Below are 19,191 nucleotides of genomic sequence, written 5' to 3'. Positions count from 1 at the left end.
CCGGCACGTCTGTCACCCTGCGCCCCCACACGCCCGGGAGTCACCCGTTTTGTCTGACGCGACCATGGAATCCGTGTCCGTCTCCGTCGCCGTCGTCGGCGCGGGACCACGCGGCACCAGCGTCCTGGAACGCCTCTGCGCCTCCGCCCCGGAACTCCTCCCACCCGGCGCGCGACTGAACGTGCACGTCGTGGACCCGGCACCGCCGGGGCCGGGCCGCGTCTGGCGCACCGCGCAGTCCCCCGAGTTGCTGATGAACACGGTGGCCTCACAGGTGACGCTGTTCACGGACGAGAGCGTCGAGTGCGCGGGGCCTATCCGGCCCGGACCGAGCCTGTACGAGTGGGCTCACGGCGACAAACCGGCCCCCGCCGGTGAGTTGGAGTCACAAGGCCCCGAACACGGAAGTACCACAAGCCCGTTGGGGCCTGACGACTACCCCACCCGCGCCCAGTACGGCCGGTACCTGGAGTGGGTGTTCGCCCGTGCGGTGGACGGCGCCCCGGCCGCGGTCCGGGTCCAGGTGCACAACGCCCGCGCGATACGCCTGGAGGACGCGTCCGACGGCCGCCAGACCCTCACCCTCGCCACCGGACGCACCCTGACCGGACTGTCCGCCGTGGTCCTGGCCCAGGGCCATCTGCCCGCCGCCGCGGACCCCGACCGGCTCCGGCTCGCCGCGCATGCGGCCCGTCACGGGCTGCGCCACATCCCGCCCGCCAACCCGGCGGACGTCGACCTCTCCCCGCTCGCACCCAGGGAAACGGTCCTGCTCCGTGGGCTGGGCCTCAACTTCTTCGACCACATGGCCCTGCTCACGACGGGTCGCGGCGGCCGGTTCGTCCGCGCCACCGAAGGGCTGCGCTACCGGCCCTCGGGGTATGAGCCGCGGCTGTACGCCGGGTCCCGCCGCGGTGTGCCGTACCAGGCGCGCGGCGACAACGCAAAGGGCCCCTACGGCCGCCATGTCCCCCTGCTGCTGACGGACGAGGTGATAGCCCGCTTCCGTAAGCGCGCCGACTCGGGCGAGGCGCCGGACTTCAGGGAAGAGCTGTGGCCGCTCGTGGCCAAGGAGGTGGAAACGGTCTACTACGAGGCGCTGTTGGCCCGCCGGGGTGCCGAACGGCCCGGCTTCCGGGGCCGTTTCCTCGCCGCCCGCCACCGCGCCCCCGAGGAGAGCGCGCTCCTGGACGAGTTCGGCATACCGGATACGGACCGCTGGTGCTGGAAACGCGTCTCCCGCCCGTATACGGGACGGACCTTCACCTCGCCCTCCGCATGGCGCGATTGGCTTCTTGAACATCTGCGCGAGGACGCCGCACAGGCCGCGCTCGGCAATGTGGAGGGTCCGCTCAAGGCAGCCCTGGACGTGCTGCGCGATCTGCGCAACGAGCTGCGGCTGATCGTCGACCACGGCGGTCTGTCCGGCGCCTCCCGCCGGGATCACCTGGACCGCTGGTACACCCCGCTCAACGCCTTCCTGTCCATCGGCCCGCCCAGGCGGCGCATCGAGGAGATGACCGCGCTGATCGCGGCGGGCGTACTGGAGGTGGTGGGCCCGTGTCTGGAGGTGCGGGCCGAGTCCGGCGCCTGGGTCGCCCACTCGCCGGACGTCCCGGGCTCGACCGTACGCGTCCGCACACTCATCGAGGCGCGGCTGCCGGAGCCGGATCTGCGGCGCACCGCCGACGCACTCCTCGGCGGCCTGTTCCGAACGGGTGGATGCCGTCCGCACACGGTGGACGGTTACGAAACCGGAGGCGTGGACGTCACACCGCGGCCCTACCGCCTGATCGACCGTCAGGGCATCGCCCACCCAAAGCGGTTCGCGTTCGGTGTGCCCACCGAGGGCGTGCACTGGGTGACCGCGGCGGGCGCCCGCCCCGGGGTGGATTCGGTCACCTTGTCCGACTCCGACGCGGTGGCACGGGCCGTTCTGCGCACCGCGGCGGCGGAAACGGAACCGCCGGCACGGTCGGCCACCTGGCCGGATGTTGAACTGCCCGCATAGATCAGGCGTGCACCGTACCGGCCGACACCTGGCCGTTCCGGCACGCCGCCGTGATTCAGCTCGTCGCCGGCGCCCTGGTGCTGCGCGGCCTCGGCACGCGAGGTGCCGCGTCCATGGCGTCCGGCTCGATGGCGTTCGCGTACTTCGACGTGCACCAGTCGGGCGCCCTGTGGCCGATCCAGAACGGCAGCGAGATGTCGGCCATCTTCTGCTGGTCCTTCCTGCTGCTGGTCTTCACCGGCTCCGGCGCGTTCGGCCTGGACCGCCTCCTCGCCTTCCGGTCCGTCACCGCGGCAGGCCCTGCCTCGGACCCCGTCACGGCCTGATCCACCACGGCGCACGGACGGCGCGCCCGGCGGCGGAGTCAGGCCCTTCCGTGCGTCCTGTGACCGGCCGCCACACAGGCTCCTCACCAGCCCCCGGTGCATCTGCCGCCCCAACCGCGGCGTACTCTGTTCGGCTGGCGAAGGCCGCTCCTGCCGCTCCCCCGAAAGATCGCGGCTCGCAGTTGCCTCTGGGGAGTCGGACGGGGAGTTCGTGTTGGAGAGTGTGGGGTCGCTGGCCGACAGCCCCTGGATATACCCCGCGGTGGCCCTGTCGGTGCTCCTGGACGTCTTCCTGCCGGTGCTGCCGAGCGGCGTACTGGTGATCGCGGCGGCGACCGCGGCGGCGGCCGGAACGGCCGTGGGGCACGCTCCGGACATCCTCGGGCTCATCCTGTGCGCGGCGACCGCCTCGGTCCTGGGGGACCTGGTGGCCTACCGGCTTGCCTGGCGCGGGGGTGCCCGGCTGGACCGCGCGATCGCACGCTCGCGCCGGCTGACCAGCGCGCAGGAACATCTCGGTACGGCCCTCGCCCGCGGCGGCGGCGCCCTGGTGATCCTCGCCCGGTTCGCGCCGGCGGGCCGCTCGGTCGTCTCCCTGGGTGCGGGCGCCGCCCACCGCCGGGCTCGCGACTTCCTGCCCTGGTCGGCGCTGGCGGGCGTCACCTGGGCCGCCTACAGCGTGGCCCTCGGCTACTTCGGCGGGCAGTGGCTGGGCGCGAGCTGGCTGGCGACGGGCGTCTCGGTGGTGGCCCTGTTCGCGGCGGGCGCCGGCGCGGCCTACCTCATACGCCGTCCGGAACCGCAGAAGTAGCGTCACGGGACCGTCCCCGTACCTCGAGCCCGGCGAGCAGTTCCGCGGTGGCCGCGGCGACGGCGTCGACCGCGTGGTCGAAGACCTCACGGTTGTGGGCGGCCGGGGCGCGGAAACCGGAGACCTTGCGCACGAACTGAAGCGCGGCGGCCCGGATCTCGTCCTCTGTGGCCTCCTCGGGGATGACGGGCGGTCGGAGCGTCTTGATACTGCGGCACATGGGTCCAGTGTCGCGCCTTCGCGCCGCCCGCACCCTGCCTCACGCGAAACCGGTGGGAATACCCCTGTTCGCCACTGGATTGTGCAGGGCATGACCACTGCCGACATCCTCTACGTGGGCGGCCCCACCGCCGTCATCGAGCTGGGCGGCGTACGTCTGCTCACCGACCCCACCTTCGACCCGCCCGGCGAGTACCCCATCGGCTCACGCAGCCTGGTGAAGACGGCAGGCCCGGCGCTCCCGGAGACGGAGATCGCCCCGGTCGACGCCGTCCTCCTCTCCCACGACCAGCACCCGGACAACCTCGACACGGCCGGACGCCGCTACCTCGCCGAGGCCCCGCTGACTCTCTCCACGGCGTCGGCGTACGACCGCATCGGCGCCCCGGTGCGGGCCCTGCCCGCCTGGCAGCACGTGGACCTTCCACGCCCGGACGGCGGGGTGCTGCGGGTCACGGCCGTACCCGCGCTGCACGGCCCCGAGGGCAGTGAGCCGGTCGTCGGCGAGGTCACCGGATTCGTGCTGTCCGGCGAGGGCCTGCCCACCGTGTACGTCAGCGGGGACAACGCCTCACTCGGCGTGGTGCGTGCGATCGCCGACCGGCTCGGCCCGTTCGACGTGGCCGTCGTGTTCGCCGGTGCCGCCCGCACCCCGCTGGTCCCGGACGCCCCGTTGACGCTGACCAGTGAGGACGCCGCCGAGGCGGCCCGGATCCTCGGCGCCCGCCATGTGGTCCCTCTGCACTTCGAGCACTGGGCCCACTTCACACAGGGCGGCGCCGAGCTCACCGAGGCGTTCTCGGAGGCGGGCCTGGCCGACCGGCTGCACCTTCCGGAGCCGGGGTCCCTGATACGCCTGTAGCGGCCCCGGTCGTTCCGGGGCCGCCAGGTGTGCGCCGGGCGGAAGCCGCCCGGCGCTCGGGAGGCCGGCTCGGACCGACGGGTCCTGACCGGCCCCGGGATCAGACCAGGTGGGTCTTGGCCAGCAGCTCCAGGACCTCGGCGGTCGTGCCCGTCTCGCCGAGGCGCGGGAAGATCCGCTCGACGCTCCCCTGGTGCGACTCAGCGTCGCGGTCGGCCATCGCGTCGGTGGCGAGGGTGACGTGGTAGCCGTGCTCGTACGCGGCCCGGGCGGTCGACTCGACGCCGATGCTGGTGGCGATACCGGTCAGCACGATCTGGGTGACCCCGCGGCGGCGCAGCTGGACGTCGAGGCCGGTGCCGTGGAAGGCACCCCAGTTGCGCTTGGTGACGTGGATGTCGCCCGGGTGGCCGGACAGTTCGTCGACGATGACGTCCCAGCCCTCCGGGAAGGCGCCGGCGCCGGGTACGCGCTCGGTGCGGCCGGGTACGACGTCCGCACCGTCGGCGGCGAAGGAGACCCGGACCAGCACGACGGGGAGGTTCCGGGCCCGGAAGGCGTCGGCGAGCTCGACACTGCGGGCCACCACGTCGGGCCCGCTGTGCGGCTGGACGGGCGTCCCGACGATGCCGTTCTGCAGGTCGATCACGACCAGCGCGGTGCGCGGGTCGAGGGTGGTGAGAGCCATGGATCAGGCCTTTCCTGACGTGGGTGTGCGCGAAGGGGAGGTGGAGGTGGACAAGGAACGGTCCGGCAGCGTGACCAGCACCAGCAGGACGGATCCCGCTGCCATGAACAGGGCCAGGTGGTGCAGCCCCGTCGAGTCGGCGCCGTGGGCGAAGAAGGCCGCGTTGGCGGCTGAGGCGCCCAGTGCGCCGAGGTACATGAAGGTGCGCAGCAGTCCGGCGGCGGAGGCGATGCGCTCGGGAGCGGACTGCCGGTAGAGGGCGTTCTGGGTGGCGAGTCCGATCAGGCCTTGCGGGACACCCATGACGACGCCGACGGCGAGCAGCAGCCACACCGGACTGCCGGAGTTCAGCATGAGCAGCCCGGCGCAGCCCACGACCTGGACCACGCCGCCGACGAGCAGCTTGCCGCGCACCGCCTCACGGCGCCCGGTGATACCGGAGACGGCCAGGGCGCTCGCCGACAGCGGCAGCAGCACCAGACCGGCGGCGGACGGGCCCAGCCCGCGCCCCTCCTCCAGCCACTGGGTGAACCCGTACAGGAACGCGTACGCGGTGGTGTAGCCGAGGAACTGGCGCAGATACGTGGCGAGCAGCGGGACATTGCCGCCGAGCACCCGCAGGTCGATAAACGGCCCGGGCGTCCGCAACTCCCGCAGGGCGAAGCCCGTTGCGGCCACGACGGCGAGCAGTGGCATCCACCAGTGCGTCAGGTGCGGGCTCATCAGGAAGAACATGAGGGACAGGAGCATGGCGGTGAAGAGCACCATGCCCGGCAGATCGACGGCGCGCCGGTCCTGGACGACCTTCGACCGGGGCAGCCACAGCGTCCCGAGGACCAGACAGGCCGCGGACAGCGGCACGTTGACCGTGAAGATCGCACGCCAGCCGCCCACGCCGATCAGGAATCCGCCGAGCGCCGGCCCGACGACGGCAACGGTCTGGTTGGCGACGGAGAGCGCGGTCAGCACCAGGGCCGGGCTGTCCCGCCCGGTGCGCTCGGCCTCGTTCCGGGTCAGCTGCATGGACGCCGGATACGCGGCCGAGGTGCCGAGGCCGAGCAGCACGCGCGCGGCGATCAGCAGACCGAGGGACGGCGCGAGCGCACCCATCAGGCCGGCGGCGCCCACCAGGGCCGTACCGGTCAGATAGAGGCGGCGCGGCCCGTGCATGTCGACCAGCCGCCCGATGACGGGCTGCCCCACGGCGGTGGCGAGGTAGAGCGCCGACACGAGCCAGGCGGTCTCGGCGGGCGGTGCCCCGAAGGCGATGCCGATCGGGACGAGCGCCACGGCGATCATCGCGGAGTTGATCGGGTTGAGGACCGACCCCAGGATCATCGGGGCGATGAGCCGGCGGTCGAAGCGGCCGGCCGGGGCGGGGCGCCGGGTCGCGGCCGGCGCGCCGGCCGGTTTCGGTATCACTGGCGGGTCAGCCGTTCCATCAGCGCGAGCGCTGCCAGCACGGTCTGGCGCTCCTCCTCCGTGTAGCGGTCCTGCAGGGCACGGGTGAGCCATTCCTCGCGGGCCTGCTGGTCGCCTTCGACACGCTCGCGTCCGGCCTCGGTGAGAGTGACCAACTGGCGGCGGCCGTCGTCAGGATCGGGACTGCGCCGGATCAGTCCGAACTGTTCGAGGACGGCGAGCGTGGCGGCCATCGACTGCGGACGCACACCCTCGGCGGACGCCAGGGTGCTGGCGGTGGCGGCGCCGCCCTTGCTGATCAGGGTGAGCGCGGACACCTGGGAGGGCGTGAGCTCCTCGTCCCCGGCGACCTCTCTGATACGGCGCCGCAGCCGGCTGAACACGACGCGCAGGTCACGAGCCGCCCGGGCGGCGGATTCGGAGACGCCTTCGGGCTTCTGGTCCATGCCCGACACGCTAATTCCTTCAGGTAAAACTGTCCAGTTTCACCTGTCCAATTCGACCCGGGCAGGCGGACCTGGGCAACTCGCCCTGAAGATCTCCGCGCCGGTCAACCGTTCGAGTGAACCGGAAGAAGCGGCTCGCATCGCAAAATCGAACAGGCGTAGCATTGCGGCGTGGCTGCGACCTATGACTTTCCGAGTGACCTCCTCGCTGGTCAGGAGGAGCTGCATCAGGTCCGGGCCGAGCTTCTGGCCCTGCTGAAGCGGCTTCCCTGGTCGGTGGAGCCGCTCGACGCATTCAGCGACGACACCGGCTGGCGCAAGGTGGAGCGCCCCGCCTCCCCGGGCTGGACCGAGGACGAACAGGCCGAGGTGGAGAAGCTCCGGCAGCGCGAGCGCGAACTGGCGGTCTTCGTCTCCTGTCACCGCTTCTGGGCGGAGGTGGCGGTGGAGAGCACGGTGGACACACGGATGCGCCTGAAGCACGCGCACGAGGCGCCGCCCGGTGAGTCGTCACGAGGCAAGTACTGACAAGGAGTTGACGGAACGAAGGAAGACCGAAGCCCCCGGCCGCCTACGGCCGGGGGCTTCGGTCCGGTCGGACACGGAGGTGCGGTCGGGCGGTGTCCTGGACGGACACGGACGAACGCTCGACAGGTCCGGCCACCGGCTGCGCGGGGTGGTCCAGGAGTTCGACAAGCTGCACAGGGCGGCGCGATCGGACCTGACGATCAGCCGCGCCCGGCCATGAGCCGCCGGTCGGCGAATCCGTGGCGGGACCGGTTCAACCGGGCTCCACTGCGCCGCGCCGCTGCGATGCGAAGGCCGCGGTGCCGGCGCACACGACGCCGGCCAGCGCGAAGCCCACCACGCCCGGGTTGACGTAGCCCGGAACGGCTTCGGCGGCGTAGCTTCCGCCGTCCTTCGTCACGCAGACGAACCGGAGGGGCACGTAGTCCACGGTGTAGTCGACGACATGCAGCGCTCGCTCCCACTGGCCCGGCGTCCGGCAGGGCCGCAACGGCGCCGAATCGGTACCGCCGTCCTCCGCGTCCAAGACCGCGCCGCCGACACCGAGCAGGCCCCACGCGTACAAGGCGGCCGCGCCGGCGCCCAGGAACGCGGCGAGACTCCGCAACCACACCTGGCGGTCGGCGTGCCGGAGGCCGACCCTGCCCAGGGTGCCGAAGCCGTACCCGGCGAAGGCGAAGGGGACGACCAGCCCGGCCGGGATGAGCAACAGGAGCAGATACGCCATCGGGTGAGCCAACCAACCCGAGAACACGTCGACCGTGACGGAGCCCACAGTTCCGGCAACAGGAGCGTCACAGCTCGTGGAGGCCTCCCCCTCGACTCGTCCGAGCCGAGCCGGAACTCCCCTTCAGAACCAACCGGCAAGAGCACACGGTCCTGGCCCTACCGGACCGGAGACCGTCCAGCGTGTCAGTACCACCTGTGATGATCCCTGAGTCACCCCGGGTGGGAGGGATCATGGGCATCGGCTACAAGACATCATGGCTCGCTGTGCAGGACGCCACACCGGAGGAGGTCGCCGACGCTCTCGGCCTGCGACACCGGCGGACCGTGGACTGGACAGAGGGCACCGGCGCTGCCTACCGGCAGGGAGTCTTCGTGGCCAGGCCCGTCCCCGACTGGACGATCGCCCACGGTCGGATCCACTTGCCTGCCGGGATCGACGCCACCGATCCACGCTTTCCCACCTGGCTCCGGACGCTGGGTACGCAACTTGGGGACGTCCAGTACTTCGCCACCGACCGCATCGGCGAATACCACGCCTGGGCCAAGGTGGAATCCGGCGAGCTGACCCGCGCCTACTGCTACATCGGCATGCAGGGCGACGTTCCGCTGCACATCGGCGAACCCACCGATGCCGAGAGGGAACTCGGTGTCGGACAGCGCTGGCTCGAGGACGGATGGCAGGACTGGCAGGAACCGCAATGGGACGCATGGAACGCTGCCATGCCGCGAGAAGCCGATGTCATGCGCATAGCCCAGAACTGGAGCATCTGCCCCCTCGACATCCCGGACGACGCCGTCGACGCCCCAGGGATCCACGGCCTCCCGTCCAGTGTCGAACCACGCCCTGAACGCGAATAGGCGGGCCCCGCACATGCCGCACATCCCGGGTTACGGGGTCTTCGAACTTGATGGGGGTGCGGCGGTGACGGGCGGGCTGGCCGGTCACTCTGTGTGAGGTGGTTGGGGTGCGGGTGGCCCAGATGCAAGGAGCCCGCGGGCCTTCGTGATCATGGTTGTTGTCTAGGCAACCGATCATGAAACCCCACGGGCTTGAACATCGACGATACCGGGATCAACGAGGCGGCAACGCGACTTCTGGGGCTGGAGGGGGTGAGTGTGACGCAGGTCAAGGACGATGGGGCGGGCGGTTCGACGGTGTACGTGGTCACGAACGAGGACTCCGCCCGGGCCTGCCCCGCCTGCGGGGTCTTCGCCACCCGGCTGAAGGACTACCGCACCACCCGGCCCAGACACCTGCCCAGCGGTGGGCGCCCGGTGAGCATCCGATGGCGCAAGGCACGCTGGCACTGCACCGACCCCGCGTGCCCACGCGGCTCGTTCACCGAGGCGATACGCGCGGTGCCCGCGGGGATGCGCACCACCACCGCCCTGCGCCAGGCGGCGGGGGCCGCGGTCTGCGACGGCGGCCGCACCGTCGTGCAGGCCGGCCGCGACCTGCACCTGAGCTGGCCGATCGTGCAGCAATGCTTCGAGGACTACGCCGCCCAGGTCCTGCCCGAGACCCCGCCCGCGACCTCGGCGATAGGGATCGACGAGACCCGGCGGGGCAAGCCGGTGTGGAAGCAGAACCCGGCCACGGAGAAGTGGGAACTCGTCGCGGACGCCTGGCACATCGGTTTCGTCGACGCGATCGGCGGACAAGGGCTGTTCGGCCAGGTCGAGGGCCGTAACGCGGCCTCGGTCGCCGACTGGCTCACCGCCCAGCCCGCCTCCTGGCGCGAGCAGGTCCGCTACGTCGCCATCGACCTGTGCTCCACCTTCCGTGCCGCCGTCCAGCGTGCCCTGCCGCATGCGGCCGTGGTCGTCGACTGCTTCCACATCGTCCAACTCGCCCAGCGCCACCTCGCCGACCTGCGCCGCCGCCTCACCTGGAAGCAGCACGGCCGCCGAGCCCGCAAAGGCGACAGCATCTACACCGTCCGCAAACTCCTGCGCCGAAACAAAGAAGACCTCACCGAGGACCAACACACCCTCTTTAAGGTCGAGTTGGACCACATGGGCACCTACGGCCGACAGATCTACACCGCCTGGCAGGCCAAAGAACTCCTGCGCGACCTCCTGCACCTCGCCGTCAGCCGCGCCCACACCACCCCCGACCACTCCGCGATCTCCGCCGCCCGCCACCGCTTCCTCGCCCACGTCGCCGACCACGCCCACCTGCCCGAACTCGTCACCCTCGCCGAGACCATCGAGCAGTGGTGGGACGGCATCGAGACCTACCTGACCACTGGAATCACCAACGCCGCCTCCGAAGGCAACAACCGCCTCATCAAACTCGAAGCGCGTAACGCCTTCGGCTTCCGGAACCGAGCCAACCAACGACTCCGGTCACGCTGTGCAACCACACGCCGGAGCCGCCGGGAGGCGCACCCCCACTAAATTCGAAGACCCGGGTTACGAAGACGGCCCTCTGGTCGCGGGCAGCGCCTACCTGGACAACCCCTTACTCTGGCCCGTGCACCTCGGCTCCTGCTTGCAGTTGGCCATGGGCGCCAAGACGACGGATTAGCATTAAAAGGACGGAAACACTTCCGGAGTTTTCCAAAAACGGGGCCGAGTGAGGGAAATTACCCTCCGCGCGCGCTTCTCGCCCACAGTCGTTGCAGGCCCGTATTTGTGATTCGCACTCGTCCCGACAGCGTGCAACATGTCGTCATCGCGCCTGGTAGGCGTGTCAGGCAACACCTTAACGATCACTCCGGTTACTGTGCGGGCCCCAGGGGTTTTTCACAAGGGATTGAACACGCCAGTCGGCGGACGAGATTTTTTTTCCAGCCAATTACTGGCGTATCCCGGTCGAGAGGATACGAACCATGCACGACTTTTCGCGTCGCGGCCTGTTCAAGGCGACGGCGGTCGCCGGAGCCGGCGCGGTCGCCGTCCCGGGCGTTACGGCCGTGGAGGCCCCGTACGCGAGCGCCGCGAGCCACGGGCACGAGAACGGGAAGTGCCCGCGGGCGCAGCTGACCGGCCGCATCGTCCACCCCGAAGACGCCGGATACACGGACGCGCGCCTCGGCTGGGACCAGCTCTTCTCCCACTATCCGCTGGTCATCGTCTTCGCCCAGAACACCCAGGACGTGGTCAACGCCCTGACGTGGGCGCGGCAGAACGACGTGGCGGTGCGGGTGCGGAGCGGCCGCCACGCCCTTGAGGGCTGGTCGAACGTGGACAACGGCCTCGTGATCGACATCAGCGAGTTGAAGTCGGTCCACATCGACACCCGCTCTCGTATCGCGACAGTCGGCGCTGGGCTCAACCAGTTGGAAGCGGTGACCACACTCGCGAAGCAGGACCTCGCGGTGACGACGGGAACGGGGGCAGCGTAGGCCTGTCCGGTGCGACGCTCGGCGGCGGATTCGGCTTCCTCACGCGCTGGCTCGGCATGGCCTGCGACAGCCTTGTGGGGGCCGAGATCGTCGTCGCGTCGGGTACGGAGTGCGCCAAGGCGATCAGGGTGGATCTGGAAAACCACTCGGACCTGCTCTGGGCGCTCCGCGGGGCGGGAAACGGCAATTTCGGGATCGTCACGTCACTCACCTACAGCGTGGCTCCGCTGAAGAGCGTCACTTATCTGCAAGCGACGTGATCCGGAGCCGAGGTTCTGCAGGACGACCTGCGAGGGGTCTTCGACGCATGGCAGCGTACGGCACCGGTCGCGGATAACCGTCTCGGCACCCAGCTTGAGATCCACAAGAACCAGATCCTGCTGTTCGCAGTTCTCGCGGAAGGATCGGAGGCAGAGGCGCGGCAGTTGCTGGCCCCGATCCTGTCGGTCGGCAGCCCCCAGGTCTCGGTTGAGGTCGACAACTGGGGCGTGGTGTATGCGAAATTCCAGATTCCGACCGCGGCCGAACCCGCGAATTGGAAGTTCTTCTCCCAGTTCACCACCAGACCGTTCCCGAAGACGGCAATCGACGTGATCGCCTCATTCATGCAGAACGCCCCTACGGACGACAGCAATTTCTTCACCCAGGCCTTCGGCGGGGCGGTCAGGAGGCAATGCCACGTAGCGTAAGTTGATCAAGGGCGTGGGGCCGCCTTCGACTCCGGGCGGTAGGTTGCTGACCGTGACTCAGGGTGCTGGTGCAGGCGGGCGGTTGCCGGAGTGGATCTCGATCGGGCTGCTGGCGGGCTCGGTCCCACGTGATGTGATCGACGACGCGGTGCGGGCGTTCGGACGGCAGGCCAGACGGTCGGACGGGAAGCTCCCGCCGCATGTGGTGGTGTACCTGGTGATGGCGTTGGCGCTGTTCGCGGACGACGACTACGAAGAGGCCATCACCCGCCTTTCGGAGCCGTTGGAGCGGTGGGGCTGCTGGGACCGGGCCTGGGAGGTGCCCACGACCAGCGCGATCACCCAGGCCCGCAAGCGCCTGGGCTCCGAACCGCTCGCGGAGATCTTCGACCGCATCACCGAGCCGGTCGCGGAGCAGCTCACCCGCGGGGCCTGGCTCGGGCCCCGCCGCCTGGTCTCCATCGACGGCATGGAGTGGGACCTGCCCGACACCGAATCCAACGCCGAGGCGTTCGGCCGCTCCGGGACCGCCGCCAATCCCTCCGCCTTCCCCAAGGCGCGGGTGCTCACCCTGGTCGAGACCGGCTCCCGCGCCCCGATCGGGGCGGCGATCGGGCCGATCGCCGGCAAGCGCGCCGGCGAGCAGACCCTGGCCTTCCATCTGTTCGAGCGCCTGGAAGAGGACATGCTGCTGCTGGCCGACCGGGGCTTTTTCGGCTTCGAGCAGTGGTGCGCTGCCGCCGGGACCGGCGCTGACCTGCTCTGGCGCGTCGGCGACACGCTCACCCTCCCGCTGGTCGCGGACCTGCCCGACGGCTCCTACCTCTCCCTGGTCTACTCCCCCCGCCTCAACACGGCGGCGCGGGGCCGACTGCTGGAAGACGCCCGCGCCGGGCGGGAGGTCGATCCCGCAGCCGCCCGAGTGGTGCGCGTGGTCGAGTACGAGGTCCCCGACCGCGGCACCGACGCCGAGCGGGAGCTGATCTGCCTGATCACCACGATCACCGACCACACGAACGCCCCCGCCCCCCTGCTCGCTCACGCGTACCACCAGCGCTGGGAGCACGAGCAGTCCAACGATGACCTGAAGACCGCCCTACGCGGCCCAGGCCGCATCCTGCGTTCCAAGAGCCCGGACCTCGTCCGGCAGGAGCTGTACGGCTACCTGCTCACCCACTACGCGATCTCCGCCCTGATCTGCCGGGCCGCCACCGAGGCCGACATCGACCCCGACCGGGTCAAATTCACCCGCACCCTGCGCATCGTCCGCCGCCGCGTCGCCGACCCGGCGGCTATTTCCCCTGAGGACCTGGACGCCATCCTGGCCAGGGTCCGCGCCGACATCACCCGCAAGAAGAACCTCAACCCCCGCCGCCGCCATCGCAGTTACCCCCGTGTCGTCAAGCGCGCCCGGCACAACAGCTACCGCGTCAAGCGTCCTGCCGACACCGGCACCCGCCATCCGGCGCCGCCCACAATCCACCTCGTCAACGCCCGAGCACTCACTCTCACAGCATGATCAACTTACGCTACGTGGCATTGGGTCAGGAGGAGCCCCGGGGCGGCACCGCTTTCCCGCATCGCAACGCGCTCTTCTACTCCGAGCCCGGCGCCGGCTGGGGGAAGCGCAGCGACCAGCCAGGCGTCTCCGACCCGCTCACCCCGCAGGCCCAGGCCTGGATCGCCGAGTTCAGCCAGGCGCTGCGGCCCTACGTGAACGGCGCCTACGTCAACGTGCCGAACATCGCGCAGCAGGATTGGGAAACCGCCTACTGGGGATCCAACTTCGACCGGCTGCGCGAGATCAAGGCCAAGTACGACCCGTACAACGTCTTCCAGTACGAGCAGAGCATCCCGCCGGCGTCCCGCTCGCGCGAACGCGCGTGACCCACCTCAGCCGGCAGGCACTTGCGCTCGCCCTCTGCCATCGGCCCGCGCACGGCCCGTCCGGCGGGTAGGCGGCACGGCGGCCCGGAGCAGCCACCACCAATGACCGAGGCCCAGGTCTCCGGGTACCACCCCGCTGATCTGGGCCTCGGTCGCGTCCCAAGGATCTTCCACCCCTGGTCATCCGGCCGTCGGGGTCGGCAGCACCCGCTCGGCCAGCCGCAGCACCGTCGCCATGGCGCCCTTGGCTCCCATTTCACGCCAAGCCATTCTCAGCGCGATCGGTTCGTAATGATCCGTGACCCGTAGGAAGCGCACGCCCGGTGTGCTGACGTTGTCGGCGACCGTCGTCAGCGTCAGGGCGCAGCCCACCTCCGCCTCGACGAGGGCCAGCAGGGTCCACGTGTCGGGCGCGACCTGGACGATGTCCGCCGAGAAGCCGGCGCTGTGCGAAAGGCTGCGCAGCCGGTCGATGAGTACCGAGCCGGAGTAGGGCGGCAGCGAGACGAACGGCTCGTGCGCCAGCTCCTCGATGCGGACGGTCTTCCTCTGGGCAAGGCGATGCGAGGCGGCTACGGCGACGACGAGGTTCTCGTGCGCCACTACGCGTGCCGCGAGGCCCGGGATGGCGCCGTCCCAGCGGGAGAAGCCGATCTCCATCTCCCCCCTCAGCACCTTGCTGAGCGCGGGCATGGCGAAGTTCTGGCTGTGGAGCTCGATCTGGATGCCCGGGTAGTCCTGACGCACCTGCCGGGCCAGTCTGCCGACCATCGAGTGGGTCGACGCCCCGGCGAACGCCACTCGTACCAAGCCCACTTCACCTCGTCCTGCCGCCTTCACGACCAGGAGGGCGCGGCGATGGGCCTCCAGCATGTCCTGGGCCGGGCCACGCAGGGCCTCCCCTTCCGCGGTCAGGCGAACACTGCGCGTGGTCCGCTCGAACAAGCGGGCCCCGAGTTCCTCCTCCAGACGGCGCACGCTGCGGCTGACCGGAGGCTGGGCCAAGTGCAACCGCTCGGCGGCACGGCCGAAGTGCAGCTCCTCCGCCACGGCCAGGAACACCTGCACGTCCTGGATCTCCATGACATCCTCCGCCCGCCTCGCCATTGATGTCGCCATTGAAATAGTACTCGTCCAATTAGGTATTGGACTCATATCAAAACGAGGCGCAGCCTGGGAAATGTCGCACGTGAGTGCGGTAAGCGACAGGAGAGAAGGGAGCAACGATGCTGTTGCCCACCACGGACCCTGAAGAGGCGGGCCCAGTGGCCACCACCGGCCCCCTTGACGGCGTCGTCGTGGCCGACTTCAGCCGTGTACTGGCCGGTCCTTACTGCTCGATGCTGCTCGCCGACCTCGGAGCCACGGTCATCAAGATCGAGAGTCCCGCCGGTGACGAGACACGGCACTACAAGCCGCCCACCCTGGGTGAGAACTCGACCTACTACCTCTCCCTGAACCGCAACAAGCGATCCATCGTGCTGGACCTGACGAACCCCACGGACCTCGGCACGGCCCAGCGGATCGCGCGCCGCGCGGACGTCGTCCTGCAGAACTTCAAGCCGGGAGGTGCGGCCCGTTTCGGGCTGGACCATCCCTCGGTCGCGAAGGAGAACCCCGCCGTCGTCTATGCCTCGATCAGCGGCTTCGGCACCCGGCCGCAGGCCGCAGGGCTGCCCGGATACGACCTCCTCGTCCAGGCGATGTCCGGCCTGATGGACGTCACCGGCACACCCGATGCACCGCCGCTGCGGGCCGGCGTGCCGATCGTCGACGTCATGACCGGCCTGCACACCGCGATCGGCATCCTTGCGGCCCTGCACCACCGCATCCGCAGCGGTGAAGGCCAGCACGTCGAGCTGAGCCTGCTGATGTCCGCCCTGTCCGGCATGGTGAACCAGACCGGCGCGTACGTCATGGCAGGGACCGTGCTGCACCGGATGGGCAACGAGCACCCCAGCCTCTACCCGTACGCGCCCTTCGAGACGCGCGAGGGACAGCTGGTCATCGCCATCGGCAACGACCGGCAGTTCCGGCGCCTTTGCCGGGTGCTCGGACTGCCCGAGCTGGCCGACGACCCCCGTTTCGGCACCGCTCACGCCCGCAGCGTGAACCGGGACCACCTGCGGCCGCTGCTCACCCACGCCCTGTCCGAGCGCACCGCCGACCAGTGGTTCGACCTCCTGACCAGCGCGTCGATACCGGCAGCCCCCATCCAGGACACCGCCGGCGGTCTGGCCGCCGCGACCCGGCTCGGACTCGAACCCGTCGTCCTGAGCGGCAAGGGTGACCGGGCCCTTCCCGGTATCCGAAACCCCATCACCTTCTCGGCCACGCCTCCCACGTACCGACACGCACCACCGGGACTCGGCGAACACCGCGAGGAGATCCTCGCCTGGCTCGACGGCCCGTCTTCCGCACTCAACGAAAGGGATCCCCGATGACCGCAGTACCCGACCCCGTCGAAGGCATCCCGACACGCCCCGTGGACACCGACTACTACGGCCTGCACGAGCTGCTGTCGGACGAGGACCGCGAACTCGTCCAGCGCGTCCGATCCTTCGTGCAAGACGACCTTCTGCCCGTCATCAACGGCTACTGGGAACGGGCGGAGTTCCCGCAGGCCCTCCTGCCGGCCTTCGCGAAGGTGGGCGTGGCCGGCACGACGGCGAACAGTTACGGAGCACCCGGCCTCACTCAGTTCCAGACGGGCCTGGTCGCGATGGAACTCTCCCGTGGTGACGGGAGCTTCAACACCATCAACGCCGTGCACTCAGGCCTGGTCATGGGCACCCTCGACCGCTTCGGCAACGATGAGCAGAAGCAGCGATGGCTTCCGTCGCTCGCCCGGCTCGACAAGCTCGGCGCCTTCGGTCTCACCGAGCCCCAGCACGGCTCGGACTCGGTGCGGCTGGAGACCAGCGCGCGCCGCAACGGCGACGGATACCTCCTGTCCGGTGCGAAACGCTGGATCGGCTTGGGGCACATCGCCGATGTCGTGATCATCTGGGCGCGGGACGAGGCCGACGGCAAGGTGCGGGGCTTCGCCGTGGAGAAGACCGATGGCCGCTACCCGGACGGATTCCAGGCCTCCCCCATCCTCGGGAAGATCGGCAAGCGAGCCGTCCCCCAGGCGGACATCCAGCTTCACGATGTCTTCGTCCCCCACGACAACCTCCTCGCCGATACCCGCTCGTTCCGGGATGTCTCCACCGTCCTGAGCGCCACGCGTTCTTTGGTGGCGTGGGAAGCACTGGGGCACGCCACCGCGGCGTACGAGATCGCCGCGCGCTACGCCCTGACCCGCCACCAGTTCGGGAAGCCGATCGCCAGCTTCCAGCTCATCCAGTACAAGCTCGCCAGGATGCTCGGGGAGCTCACGTCCATGCAGCTCCTGTGCTTCCGCGCGGCAGCCCTGCAGGACAGCGGACGGTACCGCAACGCACAGGCGTCGCTGTTGAAGATGCACGTCTGCGATAGGGCCCGTGACCTGTGCCGGGAAGCCCGCGACATGCTCGGAGGCAACGGGCTCCTGCTGGAGAACGACGTGGCCCGTCACCTCACCGACATGGAAGTGGTCCACACCTACGAGGGGACGGACTCCATCCAGTCCCTCATCGTCGGCCGCGACATCACCGGTATAGCCGCTTTCGCCTGACCCACCGGGAGGAGAACTGACATGACAGCCGAAAGCTACATCTACGACGGCGTGCGAACCGCCTTCGGCCGGCACGGAAGGGCACTGGCCCACATCCGGCCCGACGACCTCGCGGCCGAGGTCATCACCGCCCTCCTCGCCCGGCACCCGGACCTGGATCCCGCGCGCATCGACGACGTCTTCCTGGGAGACGCCAACGGAGCAGGCGAGGACAACCGCAACGTGGCCCGGATGAGCGCACTTCTGGCCGGTCTGCCGACGTCCGTCCCGGGAGCCACCGTCAACCGCCTCTGCGGCTCCGGTCTCGAAGCGGTCGTCCAGGCGAGCCGCGCGATCGAGTCGGGGGACGCCGACGTGCTCCTCGCGGGCGGCGTCGAGTCGATGAGCCGCGCGCCCTGGGTCCTGCCCAAGCCGGAACGGGGGTTCCCCGCAGCCGATCAGACCCTCTACTCCAGCACCTTGGGGTGGCGTATGACCAACCCCAGGCTGCCCGCCCAGTGGACGGTCTCCAACGGAGAGACCGCCGAGATCCTGGCGGACAAGTTTGGCATCAGCCGCGAGGAACAGGACGCCTTCGCGCTGCGCAGCCACCGGCTTGCCGCGCAGGCCTGTCGCGACAGCGTCTTTGACGACGAACTCGTCGCACCGGCCGGATCGAACCTGACGCGCGACGAAGGAATCCGGGAGGACACCACCCTGGAGAAGCTGGCCGCCCTGCGACCCGCCTTCCGCCCGGACGGCACGGTGACCGCAGGCAACTCCTCCCCGCTCAACGACGGCGCGGCCTGCCTGCTCATCGCGAACTCCCACGCGGGGATCAAGGGCGATCCGCTCGCCAGGATCGTCTCCCGTACTGTCGTCGGCAACGACCCGGACATCTTCGGGATCGCTCCCGTCGAAGCCGCCGACAAGGCGCTGGCCCGCGCGGGACTGCGTTGGCAGGACGTCGACCTCGTCGAACTCAACGAGGCCTTCGCCGCCCAGTCGCTCGCCTGCCTCACATCCTGGCCCGAACTCGACCCCGAGCGCGTGAACATCCACGGCGGAGCCATCGCCATCGGCCACCCCCTCGGTGCGTCAGGTGCGCGAATCACCCTGCATCTGGCCCATGAACTGCGCAGGCGAGGCGGTGGGATCGGCCTCGCGGCACTCTGCATCGGCGTGGGGCAGGGGATCGCGGTCGTGCTGGAAGCCTGACCGTCGGGGACTGTCCCGTATCCACGCTGTCCGGCGTGCTGCTCGGCCCCAGCGCGTGCGACGGGTGCCGGACATGAGACTCGCCGGCGCATCAGAAACATTCTCAGCCGGGCCGGCCCGATTCCCGGCCACATGGCCCACGAGGTCGCCCGACGTCCCGATCAGCTCAGCGTTCGGCCGAGGAGTACCGGGCCGATCCGCTGCCTACGGGCCATGAGCCCGCCCATGACCGCCCACTCGGGGAAGGCGTCACCGGGCGATCACCGACCTGGGCATCCTCGCGCGGTCGGGCACAGGCGAACAACTGCGCTTGTCGCACACGCGCGTCGACCCGAGCGCACAGGGCCGCGCTGAACCCGCGGTCCCGA

19 protein-coding genes and 2 pseudogenes are annotated in these 19,191 nt (G+C 69.9%); 15 read left to right on the top strand and 6 right to left on the bottom strand.

The window, feature by feature from the left end:
* The first annotated feature begins 64 nt into the window (after nucleotides 1-64).
* The 3 genes and pseudogenes from ACQEXA_RS38430 (at nucleotide 65) to ACQEXA_RS38420 (ending at nucleotide 3,148) form a co-directional block, all read left to right on the top strand.
* Nucleotides 65-2,011, top strand: a complete 1,947-nt coding sequence (locus ACQEXA_RS38430; protein ID WP_432927153.1) for an FAD/NAD(P)-binding protein — start codon at nucleotides 65-67, stop codon at nucleotides 2,009-2,011.
* Nucleotides 2,012-2,022: 11 nt separating this feature from the next.
* Nucleotides 2,023-2,337 (top strand): annotated as a pseudogene (locus tag ACQEXA_RS38425) (DoxX family protein); the annotation flags it as partial.
* Nucleotides 2,338-2,548: 211 nt separating this feature from the next.
* Entirely contained in the window at nucleotides 2,549-3,148 is a 600-nt protein-coding gene (locus ACQEXA_RS38420) for a DedA family protein (protein WP_432927156.1), read from the top strand.
* Here the strand turns inward: ACQEXA_RS38420 and ACQEXA_RS38415 are convergent.
* Nucleotides 3,120-3,368, bottom strand: coding sequence for a DUF2277 domain-containing protein (locus ACQEXA_RS38415; RefSeq protein ID WP_359393215.1), 249 nt, complete (start codon nucleotides 3,366-3,368; stop codon nucleotides 3,120-3,122). The two genes, ACQEXA_RS38420 and ACQEXA_RS38415, sit on opposite strands and share 29 nt — an antisense overlap.
* A gap of 90 nt (nucleotides 3,369-3,458) precedes the next feature.
* On the opposite strand from ACQEXA_RS38415, the gene ACQEXA_RS38410 reads away from it, so the two are divergent.
* Complete coding sequence (locus ACQEXA_RS38410; RefSeq protein ID WP_432927158.1) at nucleotides 3,459-4,229, top strand: MBL fold metallo-hydrolase; 771 nt, start codon at nucleotides 3,459-3,461, stop codon at nucleotides 4,227-4,229.
* Nucleotides 4,230-4,329: 100 nt separating this feature from the next.
* On the opposite strand, the gene ACQEXA_RS38405 is transcribed toward ACQEXA_RS38410, so the two are convergent.
* The 3 genes from ACQEXA_RS38405 to ACQEXA_RS38395 are packed head-to-tail and all read right to left on the bottom strand — an operon-like array spanning nucleotide 4,330 to nucleotide 6,785.
* Nucleotides 4,330-4,917: a hydrolase gene (locus tag ACQEXA_RS38405; RefSeq protein WP_432927160.1), complete on the bottom strand. Its 588-nt coding sequence runs from the start codon at nucleotides 4,915-4,917 to the stop codon at nucleotides 4,330-4,332.
* Nucleotides 4,918-4,920: 3 nt separating this feature from the next.
* A complete protein-coding gene (locus ACQEXA_RS38400) occupies nucleotides 4,921-6,339 on the bottom strand; it encodes an MFS transporter (protein WP_432927162.1) in 1,419 nt (472 codons plus the stop codon).
* A complete protein-coding gene (locus tag ACQEXA_RS38395) occupies nucleotides 6,336-6,785 on the bottom strand; it encodes a MarR family winged helix-turn-helix transcriptional regulator (protein WP_432927164.1) in 450 nt (149 codons plus the stop codon). The genes ACQEXA_RS38400 and ACQEXA_RS38395 overlap by 4 nt, the downstream gene beginning before the upstream one ends.
* A 171-nt stretch (nucleotides 6,786-6,956) precedes the next feature.
* Here ACQEXA_RS38395 and ACQEXA_RS38390 point away from each other — a divergent pair, with 171 nt between their 5' ends.
* Nucleotides 6,957-7,313, top strand: coding sequence for a hypothetical protein (locus tag ACQEXA_RS38390; protein ID WP_359393205.1), 357 nt, complete (start codon nucleotides 6,957-6,959; stop codon nucleotides 7,311-7,313).
* Nucleotides 7,314-7,566: 253 nt separating this feature from the next.
* Here the strand turns inward: ACQEXA_RS38390 and ACQEXA_RS38385 are convergent, their stop codons facing one another.
* A complete protein-coding gene (locus ACQEXA_RS38385) occupies nucleotides 7,567-8,040 on the bottom strand; it encodes a hypothetical protein (RefSeq protein ID WP_359393201.1) in 474 nt (157 codons plus the stop codon).
* 233 nt (nucleotides 8,041-8,273) lie between these two features.
* Between ACQEXA_RS38385 and ACQEXA_RS38380 the strand changes: the two genes are divergently transcribed.
* The 7 genes and pseudogenes from ACQEXA_RS38380 to ACQEXA_RS38350 all read left to right on the top strand — a co-directional run bounded on the left by ACQEXA_RS38380 (nucleotide 8,274) and on the right by ACQEXA_RS38350 (nucleotide 13,968).
* Nucleotides 8,274-8,900, top strand: a complete 627-nt coding sequence (locus tag ACQEXA_RS38380) for a hypothetical protein (RefSeq protein WP_433132321.1) — start codon at nucleotides 8,274-8,276, stop codon at nucleotides 8,898-8,900.
* A gap of 192 nt (nucleotides 8,901-9,092) precedes the next feature.
* Nucleotides 9,093-10,442, top strand: a complete 1,350-nt coding sequence (locus ACQEXA_RS38375) for an ISL3 family transposase (RefSeq protein WP_432920902.1) — start codon at nucleotides 9,093-9,095, stop codon at nucleotides 10,440-10,442.
* A 434-nt stretch (nucleotides 10,443-10,876) separates the two neighbouring features.
* Complete coding sequence (locus tag ACQEXA_RS38370) at nucleotides 10,877-11,392, top strand: FAD-binding oxidoreductase (RefSeq protein ID WP_432927168.1); 516 nt, start codon at nucleotides 10,877-10,879, stop codon at nucleotides 11,390-11,392.
* A 56-nt stretch (nucleotides 11,393-11,448) separates the two neighbouring features.
* On the top strand, nucleotides 11,449-11,652 hold the full coding sequence (locus ACQEXA_RS38365; RefSeq protein WP_433132319.1) for a hypothetical protein: 204 nt from the start codon (nucleotides 11,449-11,451) through the stop codon (nucleotides 11,650-11,652).
* Nucleotides 11,653-11,817: 165 nt separating this feature from the next.
* The gene (locus tag ACQEXA_RS38360) at nucleotides 11,818-12,081 is read left to right on the top strand and encodes a hypothetical protein (protein ID WP_433132317.1); all 264 of its coding nucleotides are present in this window, start codon (nucleotides 11,818-11,820) and stop codon (nucleotides 12,079-12,081) included.
* Between the two features lie 43 nt (nucleotides 12,082-12,124).
* Nucleotides 12,125-13,384: pseudogene (locus tag ACQEXA_RS38355) on the top strand (IS4 family transposase); the annotation flags it as partial.
* Between the two features lie 212 nt (nucleotides 13,385-13,596).
* Nucleotides 13,597-13,968 (top strand): BBE domain-containing protein, encoded by a 372-nt coding sequence (locus tag ACQEXA_RS38350; protein WP_433132316.1) that lies wholly within the window; start codon nucleotides 13,597-13,599, stop codon nucleotides 13,966-13,968.
* 180 nt (nucleotides 13,969-14,148) lie between these two features.
* Here the strand turns inward: ACQEXA_RS38350 and ACQEXA_RS38345 are convergent, their stop codons facing one another.
* Nucleotides 14,149-15,051 carry a LysR substrate-binding domain-containing protein gene (locus ACQEXA_RS38345; RefSeq protein ID WP_433132314.1) on the bottom strand — a complete coding sequence of 301 codons (903 nt, stop codon included), beginning with the start codon at nucleotides 15,049-15,051 and terminating at the stop codon, nucleotides 14,149-14,151.
* Nucleotides 15,052-15,194: 143 nt separating this feature from the next.
* Here ACQEXA_RS38345 and ACQEXA_RS38340 point away from each other — a divergent pair, with 143 nt between their 5' ends.
* The 3 genes from ACQEXA_RS38340 to ACQEXA_RS38330 are packed head-to-tail and all read left to right on the top strand — an operon-like array spanning nucleotide 15,195 to nucleotide 18,823.
* A complete protein-coding gene (locus ACQEXA_RS38340) occupies nucleotides 15,195-16,412 on the top strand; it encodes a CaiB/BaiF CoA transferase family protein (protein ID WP_432927176.1) in 1,218 nt (405 codons plus the stop codon).
* Nucleotides 16,409-17,626 (top strand): acyl-CoA dehydrogenase family protein, encoded by a 1,218-nt coding sequence (locus ACQEXA_RS38335; protein ID WP_433132312.1) that lies wholly within the window; start codon nucleotides 16,409-16,411, stop codon nucleotides 17,624-17,626. Before ACQEXA_RS38340 ends, ACQEXA_RS38335 begins: the two co-directional genes overlap by 4 nt.
* Nucleotides 17,627-17,647: 21 nt before the next feature.
* Nucleotides 17,648-18,823: a thiolase family protein gene (locus ACQEXA_RS38330; protein ID WP_432927180.1), complete on the top strand. Its 1,176-nt coding sequence runs from the start codon at nucleotides 17,648-17,650 to the stop codon at nucleotides 18,821-18,823.
* Nucleotides 18,824-19,191: the final 368 nt, after the last annotated feature.

Source organism: Streptomyces sp. CA-106110, from assembly GCF_050936285.1.
Lineage (GTDB): Bacteria > Actinomycetota > Actinomycetes > Streptomycetales > Streptomycetaceae > Streptomyces.
The sequence above is the reverse complement of the archived record's forward strand: the minus strand, read 5'-3'. Positions and strand labels throughout refer to the sequence as shown.

Bases quoted from the DNA above. Each gene is read 5' to 3' on its own strand.
- ACQEXA_RS38415 (WP_359393215.1), bottom strand. From the start codon at position 3,368: ATGTGCCGCAGTATCAAGACGCTCCGACCGCCCGTCATCCCCGAGGAG.
- ACQEXA_RS38335 (WP_433132312.1), top strand. From the start codon at position 16,409: ATGACCGCAGTACCCGACCCCGTCGAAGGCATCCCGACACGCCCCGTG.
- ACQEXA_RS38380 (WP_433132321.1), top strand. From the start codon at position 8,274: ATGGGCATCGGCTACAAGACATCATGGCTCGCTGTGCAGGACGCCACA.
- ACQEXA_RS38395 (WP_432927164.1), bottom strand. From the start codon at position 6,785: ATGGACCAGAAGCCCGAAGGCGTCTCCGAATCCGCCGCCCGGGCGGCT.
- ACQEXA_RS38370 (WP_432927168.1), top strand. From the start codon at position 10,877: ATGCACGACTTTTCGCGTCGCGGCCTGTTCAAGGCGACGGCGGTCGCC.
- ACQEXA_RS38410 (WP_432927158.1), top strand. From the start codon at position 3,459: ATGACCACTGCCGACATCCTCTACGTGGGCGGCCCCACCGCCGTCATC.
- ACQEXA_RS38350 (WP_433132316.1), top strand. From the start codon at position 13,597: ATGATCAACTTACGCTACGTGGCATTGGGTCAGGAGGAGCCCCGGGGC.
- ACQEXA_RS38405 (WP_432927160.1), bottom strand. From the start codon at position 4,917: ATGGCTCTCACCACCCTCGACCCGCGCACCGCGCTGGTCGTGATCGAC.
- ACQEXA_RS38340 (WP_432927176.1), top strand. From the start codon at position 15,195: ATGCTGTTGCCCACCACGGACCCTGAAGAGGCGGGCCCAGTGGCCACC.
- ACQEXA_RS38385 (WP_359393201.1), bottom strand. From the start codon at position 8,040: ATGGCGTATCTGCTCCTGTTGCTCATCCCGGCCGGGCTGGTCGTCCCC.
- ACQEXA_RS38330 (WP_432927180.1), top strand. From the start codon at position 17,648: ATGACAGCCGAAAGCTACATCTACGACGGCGTGCGAACCGCCTTCGGC.
- ACQEXA_RS38365 (WP_433132319.1), top strand. From the start codon at position 11,449: ATGGCCTGCGACAGCCTTGTGGGGGCCGAGATCGTCGTCGCGTCGGGT.
- ACQEXA_RS38345 (WP_433132314.1), bottom strand. From the start codon at position 15,051: ATGGAGATCCAGGACGTGCAGGTGTTCCTGGCCGTGGCGGAGGAGCTG.
- ACQEXA_RS38430 (WP_432927153.1), top strand. From the start codon at position 65: ATGGAATCCGTGTCCGTCTCCGTCGCCGTCGTCGGCGCGGGACCACGC.